Here is a 13,134-nt window from a genome sequence, read left to right as displayed (position 1 = left end):
AGTGTATGACACTTATATGACATCCGGCTTAAGCAAGCAGTAAGCGCGTGGCCGCTAACGTGCCTGGCAATGGCGGGCAGTCCTGGGGTCTGCGCGGGCATGATGCCATGCCGTTGAGCCGGACCCAGTCCGGCATGGATTGAAAATCGGTGCAACTCTGCTTCGAAACCTGGCGCAGGCTGGGCGATGGAAGCGTTGCGGCAATGGCGGGCTGGACGGATGTCGATTGCGGTGCGGGTTACGGAACTGGACGAATTGGCAGGACGGCAGCCGGTCGAACAGGGCGTGCCGGGGCCGGATCGGAGATTGCGGATCGATACCGAATTCGAGGATGTGCGGCTGATGTTACGCCGCTGGCATGCGGCCTGCATCGACGGCGCTCTGCCACCCTACGAAGAGTTGGCACTGGGCAGCGTTGGCCGTTTCGCGGACGAACTGGCGGTGGTGCGCCTTTCGGAGTGCGGCGAAGGCTTTATCCTGCGCGCCGGGGCACGCTTCTGCGGCTTGGCCGATATCGCGGAAGCCTCAGTCTCCCTTTCCGTTCTGCCGTTTGCGGTTTGGCGCGCGGTGAACGATGCGATCGATCTCGCGCGTTTGGCTGGGCGTCCATATCTGACGCTGTGCCGTTCGATCATCGAGGGTATGGTCTCGACCATGGAGGTCGTGGCGCTGCCGCTGTCCTGCAGGTGGCCGGGCGAATACTTCCTGGTCTTCGCAAGGCCGCGCAAAAGCCAGATCGATCTTGCCCGTCTGCTTATCAATTCGACCGACGAAGGGATTCTGGCACTCAGCCCGCTGGAGGGCGTCGGCGCGGCGCTACGCGACTACCAGGTGCTCAGCATAAACGATGCTGCCGCACGCATGCTCGGCGCGTCGGCAGAAAACATGCGGTTTCGCCTGCTGTCGGAGGTAAAGGGGGCGGAACGGCTGGCGCGCCTGCTCGACCAGCGCAGCTGCAAGCGGCCGGAGGGCGCTGCCGCGCCTTCGCTCGAACTCGAATACGATCTCGCCGACGAAGTCCTTTCTCTCCAGGTGGGTGTCGTCGAAACCGATGGGCTTCTGGCCGTGACCCTGACCGACGTGCGCGAAATCCGCAACCGAGAGGTGCTGTTCCGCTCGCTCTTCGACGATAATCCGGTGCCGATGTATGTGCGTCACGTCGCAACCGGGGCCTTTCTCAACGTGAACGCCGCGGCGCTTCACCTTTACGGACATGATCGCACAGCATTCCTTGCCCTGGACATAAGCAGTCTCGAACCGAACTCTGCCGCGCGTGTCGGTTCCTCGGGAGAACGCTTCGCATGCCATCGGACGGTATCGGGCGCCGAGCTGGACGTCATCGAATATACGCGCGCCGTAACGGTCGGCGGACAGGCTGCGACGCTGTCGACCATCGTCGATGTGACAGAGCGCAAGCGGGCGGAGGAGCGTATCTCTTTCCTCGCCCATCACGACCCATTGACCGGTGTCGGCAACCGCACGACCTTTTCGCAGGAAATCGAGGAGGCGGTGGAGATCGCGGTTGCCGGTCACCAGCCATTCGCGCTGGTCCTGATCGACCTTGACGACTTCAAGGCCGTCAACGACACGCTGGGGCACGCCGCCGGGGATTCGCTGCTGATCGAAACGGCTGACAGGATTCGCCGGCTGCTGCGCCGTACGGATCTGGTAGCGCGTCTCGGCGGGGATGAATTCGCCGTGCTGTTGCGTGGGGCGCTGAGCCGTGACGACGTCAAGTTATTGGCTGGACGGATCATCCGGGCGATCGCCCAGCCGCATGGCTATGAAGGGCACAAGCTTTCCATTGGCGCGAGCCTGGGCGCCGCCATCGCGCCTATCGACGCGCGCGATGCCGGCACGTTGCTGAAATGCGCCGACCTTGCGCTCTATCGCTCGAAGCGGGAAGGCAAGGGAACATTCCATTTCTTCGAACCGGAGATGGATGCCGAAATGCGGGAACGCCGCGAACTGGAGCTGGAATTGCGCGCCACCGATTTCGATCGCGAGCTGGAATTGCACTATCAGCCGATCATTTCACTGCGCAGTGGCGGCTTGCGCGGCTTCGAAGCATTGGTGCGCTGGCGTAATCCAAGACGTGGCATGGTGTCTCCAGCGGAATTCATTCCGTTGGCTGAAGAGACCGGCATGATCGATGCCATCGGCCGCTGGGTTCTGGAGGAAGCCTGCCGGCGCGCGGCGTCGTGGCCCCCCGATCTCATCATCGCGGTCAACGCATCGGCGGTGCAGTTTCGTCAGGGCCGCTTCGCCCAGACCGTCAGCGAGGCGATCGCGGCATCCGGCCTCGATCCTTCCCGGCTGGAAATCGAGATCACCGAATCCGTGCTGCTTGCCGATACCGGCGCCAATCTCGCCTTGCTGGAGCGATTGAAAGATATCGGCGTGCGGGTCGCACTCGACGATTTCGGCACCGGCTATTCCAGCATGAGCTACCTCCGGCGCTTCCCGTTCAGCCGGCTGAAGATCGACCGATCGTTCATCCGGGACATCGGCTCCAGCCGAGAATCCATGGCGATCGTGCGGGCCATCATTGGGCTCGGTGCCAATCTCGGCATCGATACCACGGCGGAGGGCGTCGAGACGGGCGCGCAGCTTGAACTGCTTCGACAGGAGCGCTGCGGCGAAATCCAGGGTTTCCTGTTCAGTCCGCCGGTCGACAGTGCCGGTGCCTTGCGTATCATCGACAGTTACCGCGGTGACGAGAGCAAGGTTGCGTGAAAAGTCGACTGCCCTTGTGAATCATCACGAGTAGAAAAAGTTCTGGGCTTCCAGCAGTGGCGGCGCTGGTTCGCCGAGTGCCTCGAACACGGATATTTCGCAGACCCGGCAAAGCGCATCGAGCGCAAGGTCGTTGGCTTCCGTGCCGAAAGGGTCTTCCAATTTCTCCGACAAGGCATCGAGGCCGAAGAAAGTGTAAGCAATCAGCGCCGTGAACAGCGGTGTCACCCAGCCCGCGGTGGTGGCCAGGCCGAAGGGCAGGAGCAGGCATACGATATAGGCTGTCCGGTGCAAGAGCAGGGTATAGGCAAAGGGCAATGGCGTGCCGGCAATGCGCTCGCAGCCGGCTTGCATGGCTGCTATCGCGGACAGACGCTCGTCGAGAATACGGTAGCCGATGCTGTCGATTGCGCCGCCTTCACGCAGCGACGCCACGCGCTTGCCCATGCGCCGGACCATCTCGTCGGGCCGATTGGCGAAGGCAGCCAGATTTTCGACGGCATCGCCGATGAAAGGCCGTGCGTCGCCCATGCTGTCGATCCGTCGCACCTGTCCTCGCAGCAGGTGGCAGAAGGCCAACGCATCCATCAGCAGAGACCGCCGTTCTTCTCGTAGAGGAATCAGGCCCGTGGTGGCCCGGGCAAGATTACGGACGTCGTAGACCAGTTGCCCCCACAACTTGCGCGCCTCCCACCAGCGGTCGTAGGCGGCATTGTTTCGGAAGCCCAGATAGATCGACAGCGTCACGCCCAGCAGACCGAAGGGCGCGATGGTGAAACCGCTGAGTTCGATCCTGAAATATCTGACCAACGCGACCACACCTACCGCGTAGGCGGCAAAGCCAACGATCTGGGGCAGGATGCGCGGCACAATCGACCCGCGCATGATGAAGAAGAGCTGCCAGAGACCCGGTTTCGGCCGTACGATCATAAAGAGCCCACCCTCGGAAAGCATCCGTCGCAACTGATCGGCTGGGCATAAAATGTAAGGACACTGCTGGCAACATACGGTCGCGACAAGGCAGGTCGCGACCGCCACTTTCAAGCAACCCTTCGCAATCGCTCGTCAGGGGCGTCTAAGGTCTCGCCCTAGTAGCGATCGGGACAGCGGTCGACGAAGACCCGGCCATAGCGGTCACGATAGCGGCATTTGCCACGTTCACTGGCATTGCCGATCAAGGCGCCGGCCACGGTGCCGACAGCGCCGCCGATAACGGCGCCTTCGACTGGATCACCCGCAACGGCCGCACCCACCGCCGCGCCACCCAGTCCGCCGATCGCCGCGCCTTTTTCCGTCTGCGAACATGCGGCGAGGGCCAGCACCGCCGCCAGAACCAAGACGTTTTTCATAATCGTTCCTTTCGAGAGCGATAATGCCACCCACCGCATTCCCAACGCCTTGGCAATGGATTCGATCCAAGAATGATTCTTAGCCGGGGAAAGGCAGCAGCGTCCGCATCCTCAGATCGCGCAACCATAGCCCGCCCCACAGGAGCAGGCCGAGATAGATGCCAAAGAAAGTATGTGAGAACAGCGGATTGCCGATCCTCACCTGGGTAGCGATCGCGCCGCCGAAATAGGCTGTGAGCAGGACGGCGCCCAGGAAAGACGTGCGCGGCAAAGCATAGAGCGCGGTAGAGATCAGGCCGATGATGCCGAGCAGGCGTGCGGTGCCTGTGTCAGCTGGCCAGCCGAGCTCGCCCATGGTCTGCGTAACGATTTCGAGGGGCGGCAGCTTAATGACGCCATCGAAGATCATGAACATGACGACCGCCCCGCTCATGATACGGCCGGCCCACAGAGCGCGGTTCGAAACAGTTGCGGGATTCAGCGCGTCGGTCTGCGAAATATTGGACATGGTTTTCCCTCCGTTTGCTCGCGGCCTGGATTTCTTTGCGTCCGACTGCGAATTTGTCTTCAAGACGGATGGGAGAGCATTCGTCCGACAGGGTGCTGTTATTTTTTCTGCCGAACCGACTAGCGAGGAAGCATGAGCGGAGAGACCGACCTGAAGACCCTGCTGGGTGCGATGCGTCCGGAACTGCAGCCAGAGACTTATGTTTTCGTCACGCTCCCACTTGATCAAAGCTTACCGGACGGAGTCCCGCCACTGATGGTGTTCGGTGAAAAAGAAGGCTGGACTTGTATCGTGAACGAGGAGGCGGCCAGCCGGGCTGGACTTTCGAGCACTTTTCCGTGCCGCATGATCACACTTTCCATCCACTCGTCGCTGACAGCCGTTGGCTTTCTGGCTGCGGTGCTGCCACGTCTTGCCGCGGCGGGTATGGGCGTTAATCCGGTCTCGGGCTTTTACCACGATCATCTGTTCGTGGCGGCCGATCGTGCAGGAGACGCAATGCGGATCCTCGAGGAAATGGCCGCGGCGAACAAGGGCTGATGCCCACTTAACGCGTTGTTTGTCCCTTCATTCTAGTGTGAAGCCGGGACATTCGGGCGGGCAGTGGGTCAGGACCTTTTCATTTCTCTTCTCAATCCGGTGTTGTCGATGGTTCTGTCGGCGGCATTTTTTGTGCTGTGGTCGTTCCGGCGCGAAAACCGTTACGTGCTGCAGCTTTGCATCTGCTACTTCGCGGTGGCGGTCGGCTTTGCATTGCAAGCCTTCGACCTTGGCCTCGGCCAAACCATCTCGAAAGTGATGTCCAATTCTCTTTTCTTCGGCGCGCTTCTGCTGCTCATTGCAGCCGTCACGACCCGCCAGGGCGTGCGCGTCCCCTGGGTCGCCTCGCTTGCGTGCGTAGCTGCCGGTATGGGCGGCCTGCTTTGGTTCCTGTTGGTGCATCCATATTTTCCGGGACGGGTGTTTTCCGTGAATTACGGATTGGGAGCGCTGTGCATCGTCGCCATGATGCGGCTGCGCCAATCCAGCCGACGCTCGGTGATCGACCGCATGATCGTGCTGATGGCCGGTCTCAGAGCGGCGGATTTTTTCGTTCGCCCGTTGCTGGTCGCACTGTTGAGCGGCGCCGATGCCGGCCGTCCGCCCTACATAACGTCGCCCTATTGGCTCACCACCAGCCTTTCGGTGATGGTTTTCTCCCTGCTGATCGCGCTCACCTTGCTCACCGCAGTCGCACTCGACACGATCAAGGAACTTCAGGCCGAGTCCGAAACCGATTCGCTTTCGAAACTGCTGAACCGGCGCGGCTTCGAACAGAGGGCAACGACAATTCTGGAACGCAGCGCGCGCTCGGGTGAACCGGTGACGCTAGTGCTGGCCGATCTCGATCATTTCAAGTCGGTGAACGACCGCTTCGGTCACGCGATAGGAGATCAGGTGATCGTCGATTTCGCTGCGCGGCTGCAGGCGGCAGGGGGCCGAGCGGTCATCGGCCGTATCGGTGGCGAAGAATTCGCGGCGCTGATGCCCTCGACCGATCTTGTCGCCGGCCGTCTATTTGCCGAAGCGGTACGCAACGGCTTCTGTTCCGGAACGATCGAAGGCATACCCCCAGGAGTGAAGCTGACAGCGAGTTTCGGCGTCGCGGGGCGCTTTGGTGGCGAGGAGCTCGCGCCACTTATGCAGCGTGCCGACGACGCGCTCTACAAGGCCAAGCAGAACGGGCGCGACAGCGTGCGCCTTTCCTTCCAGCGACAGCCGATGGCGACCTTTGCGGAACTGCCGGCGGCCAGCTGAAACCCGCCTGCGGTCCTTTGCGGATTAACCTGTTCTTCGTTTCGCGCAGCTACGATCTATCTTGCTGAACTGATGCGGCCGAAGCTACGGATAGACTTGTCGCGATGAGCGGTGCGAACTTCATCCTGGCGATCAATCTTTTTGTCGCTGGCCTGCTGGCGGCGGCCTTCTTGACGGTTGCCGCCTATGATACCCGACGCATCGCGGCGCGCTGGCTGGCGCTGGGCTATGCAGTCGGTATGGCCTATTTCGTCGTCGAGTTCTCGATCCCGGCTTTCAATTATGCGACCCCGCCGGTGGTGGCAGCGTTCGCCGTATTTCTTGCCGCCACACTCATCTTCAACGTTGGCCTTGCCCACAAATACGGCATCACACCGCCCTGGCGGTCCATGGCGCTGTTTCTAGTCGCCACCTCGGTGATCGTCTATTTCGTTCAGGGTCTGCCGAGGCACGCATTTCCGCGCATGATGGCGTACCAGTTCCCCTATGCGGCAGCGCAGCTGATCGGCCTTTGGATAGTCTGGTCTTCACGGCAGCGGCGCGACAAGCTTGATATCATCCTGATGGTGGTGTTGGCGGCAAGCGCGCTGCAATTTGCTTCCAAACCGCTGATTGCCCATGCACTGGGCGGCTGGGGAGCCGACCCGCAGGCTTATCTGCAGACGAACTATGCGATGGTCTCGCAGTCCGTGGGCACGGTGTTTGCAATTGCCATTGCATTGCTGCTTCTTGTCATCCTGGTGCGCGACGTGCTCGCCGAAGCCACCTCGAAATCGGAAACCGACACGCTTTCCGGCCTGCTCAACCGCGGCGGCTTCAAGCGGCTTGCCGAAGTTGCGCTGCGCGACGCGGCCCGTCAGGGACTGCCGGTATCGCTGGTGATTGCCGACCTCGATCATTTCAAGCTGGTCAACGACAATTTCGGCCATGCCTGCGGCGACCGCGTGATCGAAACCTTTTCCGGCTTCCTGCGTGACGCGGCGGGACAAAGTCACCTCGCCGCGCGCCTCGGCGGCGAGGAATTCGCGGTGATGTTGCCGGGAACAAATCTTGCCGCCGCGCGACTGTTCGCAGAGGGGGCGCGCAGCGCCTTCGGTGCGTTGCCGATCAAGGGCCTGCCGCTCTCCTATCGCTGTACGGCAAGCTTCGGCGTCGCCGAGCTGCGCCCCGGAGAAACCCTTTCCGACCTGATGCGCAGGGCGGACGAGGCGCTTTACGGCGCAAAGAAGGGTGGCCGCGACCAAGTCCGTGTCGCTTCGGGACCGATTGGCCTCGTGCCGAAGCCCAACGGCAAGCCGGCCGGCAACGGCCTCAACGGCAGGGACTGATCTCCGGCATTTCGCCGTCAGCAAGGCCATACATGTAGGAACGGCCTTTGACGAAGGCCGGTGGCCGATAGCAGTCGCGCTCATCGGTGTAGCCGCCTGTACGATCCAGACGGAGAACCTTCGGCTGGCCGGCGCTCGTATAGTCGGCCATCTTTTTGGCCATTGCGCCTTCGCCGACCAAAATCCGCTTGTAGCCGGAAGCACTGTCGATCACGAGATTGCCGAATGAATCTGCATAGGCGTGATCCTGTTGAGTTGACCAAGCCAGGGCAGGAGCTGCATGGCCGAGCGTCCCGACAGCGAGCGCGATACTGGCGGCGGCAGTTGTGCGGGCAAAATTCAAATGCATGGCGCTCCTCAATCCAAAACGAGGGCTGCCTCCTCGAATCACAGAATCAACCTTTTCTTTACCTTTGTTAAGGGGGTGACGGTGGCACTGCTTAACATGGTTAACCTCGCGACTTGATTGGCCAGGACGATCGCGACTAGGTTGGCGCATCGGAGGATTCGCATGGCGCTACGCCAAATGTCCCGGGGAGTGCCCGCTCTCATGACGCTTTTCACGCTTGCCGCCTGTGTGTCGCAGGGCAAGCCTGGCCAGAATGGCACTCCCGCTGCTGCTGGCGCAGCGGATTCGCAAACTGCCGCCATCCTGCTCGAAAAGGACACGCCGCAACCGCGTACGGCAACCTACAACTGTGCCGATGGAGGCAGGATGACTGTCGAGAACATCGGCAACGCGATCCGCGTTGTCGGTTCGGATGGGCTAAACGAGGAGATGCCCGCCGCCCCGGCTGGCCAGAACAGCCGATTCGGCATCAACCATGACGCAATCGTGATCGACGGGCGCGAGGCGCTAGTCATGAAAGCCAATGCCACCCCAGTCGCCTGCAGGCGCTGATCCTTTCGGGCAGCATCCGATAGTCCAGTCGGGTAGCGGCATTTCGCAGCCGCGAGGAAGTTCAATCGGTTAAAGACGCCGGCACCGCTATTCGTCAGACTAAATGACTTTTCCGAAACGATTTTCTGGCTTTGACGCGGTGCAAAAAGCGTTTTAGAACGCCGCAATCCATAGTCGCATTCCGAAGCGTCGATGCCGCGTTTGCATCGCTGCGACGGGTGCCGAACGGGGAAGCCATGAGCCACTCACCAGCCACCCGCGACAGACCGCTTTCGCCCCATATGACCGTATATCGATGGCCGGTCACCATGACGATGTCGATCCTGCATCGTGTCACCGGCGGTGCGCTGTATTTCGGAACCCTGCTGGTCGCCTGGTGGCTGACGGCCGCGGCCGGCCCGCAATCCTATTTCGATTTCGTCAACGGCGTCTTCGGTTCCTGGTTTGGCCGGCTTGTGCTGTTCGGCTACACTTGGGCGCTGATGCACCACATGCTCGGCGGGCTTCGCCATTTTGTCTGGGACACCGGCACAGCTCTGGAAAAACACACCGCCTCGAAAATCGCGTGGGCGACATTGGTCGGCTCGGTGATTCTGACGATCCTGATCTGGGTTGTCGGCTATATGGTACGGGGAGGCTGAGCGATGAGCGCGAACAAATCCGACATGCGCACGCCGCTTGGCAGGGTCCGTGGCCTGGGTTCCGCGCGCGAAGGCACGATGCATTTCTGGCGCCAGCGCCTGACGGCGATCGCCAACATCCCGCTTCTGCTCTTCTTCGTCGGTTTCCTCATCGCCAACAACGGTGCGTCTTATGAGGAAGTCCGTGCCGCGCTGGCTCATCCGCTGGTGGCACTGGTGCTGATCCTGGTGCTGGTCTCCGGGCTTTATCACATGCGCCTCGGCATGCAGATCATCATCGAGGACTACGTTCATGGCGAGGGCAACAAGCTCGCGCTGCTAATCCTCAATACCTTCTTCACAATAGCGGTTGGCGTGGTTTCCATCTTCGCCCTGCTCAAGCTGGCATTCGGAGGCTGACGCTTTGGCCAAGGACGCAAAAAGCGGCAGCGCAGGCTCCGCCTATACCTATGTGGACCACAAGTTCGACGTGGTGATCGTCGGCGCCGGTGGCGCCGGTCTGCGCGCCACGCTCGGCATGGCCGAGCAGGGCCTTCGCACGGCTTGCATCACCAAGGTCTTCCCGACCCGCTCGCACACGGTTGCGGCGCAAGGCGGCATCGCCGCTTCGCTGCAGAACATGGGCCCCGACAGCTGGCAGTGGCACCTCTACGACACCGTCAAGGGTTCCGACTGGCTGGGCGACGTCGATGCCATGGAATACATGGTGCGCGAGGCCCCTGCCGCGGTCTACGAACTCGAGCACTATGGCGTGCCGTTCTCGCGCACCGAGGAAGGCAAGATCTATCAGCGCCCGTTCGGCGGCCACATGATGAACTACGGCGACGGTCCGCCCGTGCAGCGCACCTGCGCCGCGGCCGACCGCACCGGCCACGCCATCCTGCACACGCTCTATGGCCAGTCGCTGAAGAACAATGCGCAGTTCTTCATCGAATATTTCGCGCTCGACCTGATCATGGACGATGACGGCACCTGCACCGGTGTCGTTGCCTGGAACCTCGACGACGGCACCATCCATCGCTTCTCCGCGAAGATGGTGGTGCTGGCGACCGGCGGCTACGGCCGCGCCTATCTGTCGGCCACTTCGGCGCACACCTGTACCGGCGATGGCGGCGGCATGGCAGTGCGCGCCGGCCTGCCGTTGCAGGACATGGAATTCGTGCAGTTCCACCCTACCGGGATCTATGGCGCAGGCTGCCTGATCACCGAAGGTGCACGCGGCGAGGGCGGCTATCTGGTCAACTCCGAAGGCGAGCGCTTCATGGAGCGTTACGCGCCATCGGCCAAGGACCTTGCCTCGCGCGATGTCGTCTCACGCTGCATGACGCTGGAAATTCGCGAGGGGCGCGGCGTCGGCAAGCTGAAGGACCACATCTTCCTTCACCTCGACCATCTCGATCCGGCCGTTTTGCATGAACGTCTGCCAGGCATTTCGGAATCGGCGAAAATCTTCGCCGGTGTCGACGTGACACGCGAGCCGATCCCGGTGCTGCCGACCGTGCACTACAATATGGGCGGCGTGCCGACCAACTATTGGGGTGAGGTGCTGAACCCGACCGCAACGAGCCCGGACCAGATATCGCCCGGTTTGATGGCCGTGGGCGAGGCGGGCTGTGCGTCGGTACATGGGGCCAACCGTCTCGGTTCCAACTCTCTGATCGATCTTGTGGTGTTCGGCCGCGCAGCTGCGATCCGTGCGGGCCAGGTGGTGGATCGTACCTCTGCTGTGCCATCGGCCAATCCGCGTTCGCTCGAAAAGATCATGGATCGCTTCGATCGGCTGCGCCACGCCAATGGAGGTACGCCGACGGCGGTTCTGCGCGACAAGATGCAGCGCGCCATGCAGGAAGACGCCGCCGTGTTCCGCACGCAGGAGTCGCTCGAGCAGGGCTGCAAGCGGATTTCGGCGATCTGGGGCGAATTGAAGGACATCAAGGTCTTCGACCGCTCGATGATCTGGAACTCGGACCTGGTCGAGACGCTGGAATTGGAAAACCTTATGGCCAACGCCATCGCCACCGTCTACGGCGCCGAAGCACGCAAGGAAAGCCGCGGTGCGCATGCTCGCGAGGACTTCTCGGCGCGTGACGACGCCAACTGGCGCAAACACACGCTGGCGAAGGTCGGCGAGGACGGCAAGGTCACGCTGACCTATCGCGGGGTGCACACCGAAACCACGCTGCCGATGGACAAGGGGGGCATCGACCCCGCAAAGATCGCGCCGAAGGCGCGGGTGTACTGAGGATCGCTTCATGGTCGAACTCACACTCCCCAAGAATTCGCAGGTCAAGCCGGGCAAGACCTGGCCGAAACCGGAAGGCGCGACGAACCTGCGCGAATATCGCATCTACCGGTGGTCGCCGGACGATGACGAGAACCCGCGCATCGACACTTATTTCGTCGACATGGACGATTGCGGGCCGATGGTTCTCGACGCGCTGCTCTACATCAAGAACAAGATCGACCCGACGCTGACGCTGCGCCGTTCCTGCCGCGAAGGCATCTGCGGCTCCTGCGCCATGAACATCGATGGCTCCAACACGCTGGCCTGCACCAAGGGCTGCGACGACATTTCCGGTGCGGTGAAGGTTTATCCGCTGCCGCATATGCCGGTGGTCAAGGACCTGGTTCCGGATCTGACCAATTTCTACGCCCAGCACCGTTCGATCGAACCCTGGCTGAAGACGGTCTCGCCGGAACCGGCCAAGGAATGGCTGCAGAGCCATGAGGACCGCCAGAAGCTCGACGGTCTCTACGAGTGCATCCTGTGTGCCTGCTGCTCGACCTCGTGCCCGAGCTATTGGTGGAACGGCGATCGCTACCTCGGCCCGGCCACGCTGCTTCAAGCCTATCGCTGGCTGATCGATTCCAGAGACGAAGCGACGGGTGAGCGCCTCGACAATCTCGAGGATCCGTTCCGGCTCTACCGTTGCCACACCATCATGAACTGCGCGCAGACCTGCCCGAAAGGCCTGAATCCGGCCAAGGCGATCGCCGAGATCAAGAAGATGATGGTGGAGCGCCGCGTCTGAGCGACCGTCTTCCGTCAAACTTTTCGCCCGAGGCCGTCGCTTCAATCCGGCAACGGCTTGATCTTGCGCGAGAGCAGGATGTCGCGATCCTTTTTGCGATCGAAAGTGGCAGTCGCGCATGGGGTTTCCCCTCGCCGGACAGCGACTACGACTGCAGGTTTGTCTATGCGTGCAAGATGTGGCGGCATCTGGTGCTCACGCAGCCCCGGGACGTGATCGAGTTTCCGATCGAAGGCGAGATCGATGCTGGTGGCTGGGATCTGCGCAAGGCGCTGCTTCTGGCCTTGGCTGGAAATGCCGTCATCGTGGAGTGGGTCAAGTCACCGATTGTTTACGAGGAGATTTCGGGTTTCAGGCGATCATTGGTCGAAATTCTCGACCGGATTGTCGACCCTGTGAGGGTCTCGCAACACTATCTGGGTTTGGCACGTTCACATGTTGCACGGCTCGGGCGTTTTTCCGACGAGGTGAACCTGAAGAAACTGTTCTATCTCATCCGGCCGATTGTCGCGCTGGATTGGATGGAGCAGCGCCATTTTGCGGCGCTCCCACCGATGGCTTTGCCCGATTGTATTGCCGAGATCGAGCTGCCCGCCGCAACCATCCATGCGATCCGCGGCCTGATCGACCGCAAGGCTGAAACCCGTGAAATGGGTACGGGCCTGATACCGGTCCCCATCGCCGACTATCTGGAGCAACGCTACACCCACCATGAGAAGAACATTCCGGATATGCGTAATGATGCAACTGATCTCGCGTCGCGGCATCAGCTGGCAGAGGGCTTTTATCGGGAGACTATCGAGCGGTTTGGCTGACAGAGCTCAACGTTCGGGTTAGAGAAT

General features: G+C 61.4%; 14 protein-coding genes. 10 read left to right on the top strand and 4 right to left on the bottom strand.

What is annotated here, in order from left to right; genetic code table 11:
• Positions 1–219 precede the first annotated feature (219 nt).
• Positions 220–2,736 carry a putative bifunctional diguanylate cyclase/phosphodiesterase gene (locus L4923_RS04760; RefSeq protein ID WP_239362428.1) on the top strand — a complete coding sequence of 839 codons (2,517 nt, stop codon included), beginning with the start codon at positions 220–222 and terminating at the stop codon, positions 2,734–2,736.
• A gap of 24 nt (positions 2,737–2,760) precedes the next feature.
• Here L4923_RS04760 and L4923_RS04755 read toward each other — a convergent pair whose 3' ends face one another.
• The 3 genes from L4923_RS04755 to L4923_RS04745 form a co-directional block, all read right to left on the bottom strand.
• Positions 2,761–3,666 carry a bestrophin family protein gene (locus tag L4923_RS04755; protein ID WP_239362426.1) on the bottom strand — a complete coding sequence of 302 codons (906 nt, stop codon included), beginning with the start codon at positions 3,664–3,666 and terminating at the stop codon, positions 2,761–2,763.
• A gap of 158 nt (positions 3,667–3,824) precedes the next feature.
• Positions 3,825–4,085 (bottom strand): YMGG-like glycine zipper-containing protein, encoded by a 261-nt coding sequence (locus tag L4923_RS04750; protein WP_239362424.1) that lies wholly within the window; start codon positions 4,083–4,085, stop codon positions 3,825–3,827.
• Between the two features lie 79 nt (positions 4,086–4,164).
• Positions 4,165–4,593 (bottom strand): DoxX family protein, encoded by a 429-nt coding sequence (locus L4923_RS04745; protein ID WP_239362421.1) that lies wholly within the window; start codon positions 4,591–4,593, stop codon positions 4,165–4,167.
• Between the two features lie 132 nt (positions 4,594–4,725).
• Between L4923_RS04745 and L4923_RS04740 the strand changes: the two genes are divergently transcribed.
• The 3 genes from L4923_RS04740 (at position 4,726) to L4923_RS04730 (ending at position 7,718) form a co-directional block, all read left to right on the top strand.
• The gene (locus L4923_RS04740) at positions 4,726–5,133 is read left to right on the top strand and encodes an ACT domain-containing protein (protein ID WP_239362419.1); all 408 of its coding nucleotides are present in this window, start codon (positions 4,726–4,728) and stop codon (positions 5,131–5,133) included.
• Between the two features lie 63 nt (positions 5,134–5,196).
• Positions 5,197–6,390, top strand: a complete 1,194-nt coding sequence (locus L4923_RS31055; protein ID WP_239362417.1) for a GGDEF domain-containing protein — start codon at positions 5,197–5,199, stop codon at positions 6,388–6,390.
• 104 nt (positions 6,391–6,494) lie between these two features.
• Entirely contained in the window at positions 6,495–7,718 is a 1,224-nt protein-coding gene (locus tag L4923_RS04730) for a GGDEF domain-containing protein (protein ID WP_239362416.1), read from the top strand.
• On the opposite strand, the gene L4923_RS04725 is transcribed toward L4923_RS04730, so the two are convergent.
• Positions 7,702–8,067: a hypothetical protein gene (locus tag L4923_RS04725; protein ID WP_239362415.1), complete on the bottom strand. Its 366-nt coding sequence runs from the start codon at positions 8,065–8,067 to the stop codon at positions 7,702–7,704. The genes L4923_RS04730 and L4923_RS04725 overlap by 17 nt on opposite strands.
• 201 nt (positions 8,068–8,268) lie before the next feature.
• Here L4923_RS04725 and L4923_RS04720 point away from each other — a divergent pair, with 201 nt between their 5' ends.
• The 6 genes from L4923_RS04720 (at position 8,269) to L4923_RS04695 (ending at position 13,107) form a co-directional block, all read left to right on the top strand.
• Positions 8,269–8,619 (top strand): hypothetical protein, encoded by a 351-nt coding sequence (locus tag L4923_RS04720; protein WP_239362414.1) that lies wholly within the window; start codon positions 8,269–8,271, stop codon positions 8,617–8,619.
• A gap of 236 nt (positions 8,620–8,855) precedes the next feature.
• Positions 8,856–9,260, top strand: a complete 405-nt coding sequence (gene sdhC, locus L4923_RS04715; RefSeq protein ID WP_239362413.1) for a succinate dehydrogenase, cytochrome b556 subunit — start codon at positions 8,856–8,858, stop codon at positions 9,258–9,260.
• A 3-nt stretch (positions 9,261–9,263) separates the two neighbouring features.
• Positions 9,264–9,659, top strand: a complete 396-nt coding sequence (sdhD, locus tag L4923_RS04710; protein ID WP_239362412.1) for a succinate dehydrogenase, hydrophobic membrane anchor protein — start codon at positions 9,264–9,266, stop codon at positions 9,657–9,659.
• A gap of 4 nt (positions 9,660–9,663) precedes the next feature.
• Positions 9,664–11,502 (top strand): succinate dehydrogenase flavoprotein subunit, encoded by a 1,839-nt coding sequence (sdhA, locus tag L4923_RS04705; protein WP_239362411.1) that lies wholly within the window; start codon positions 9,664–9,666, stop codon positions 11,500–11,502.
• 10 nt (positions 11,503–11,512) lie between these two features.
• Positions 11,513–12,292, top strand: coding sequence for a succinate dehydrogenase iron-sulfur subunit (locus L4923_RS04700; protein ID WP_239362409.1), 780 nt, complete (start codon positions 11,513–11,515; stop codon positions 12,290–12,292).
• Between the two features lie 44 nt (positions 12,293–12,336).
• Positions 12,337–13,107, top strand: coding sequence for a nucleotidyltransferase domain-containing protein (locus L4923_RS04695; protein ID WP_239362485.1), 771 nt, complete (start codon positions 12,337–12,339; stop codon positions 13,105–13,107).
• The last annotated feature ends 27 nt before the right edge of the window (positions 13,108–13,134 follow it).

The sequence above is a fragment of the Terribium retamae genome (assembly GCF_022347545.1).
GTDB classification, from domain to species: domain Bacteria; phylum Pseudomonadota; class Alphaproteobacteria; order Rhizobiales; family Rhizobiaceae; genus Mesorhizobium; species Mesorhizobium retamae.
The sequence above is the reverse complement of the archived record's forward strand: the minus strand, read 5'-3'. Positions and strand labels throughout refer to the sequence as shown.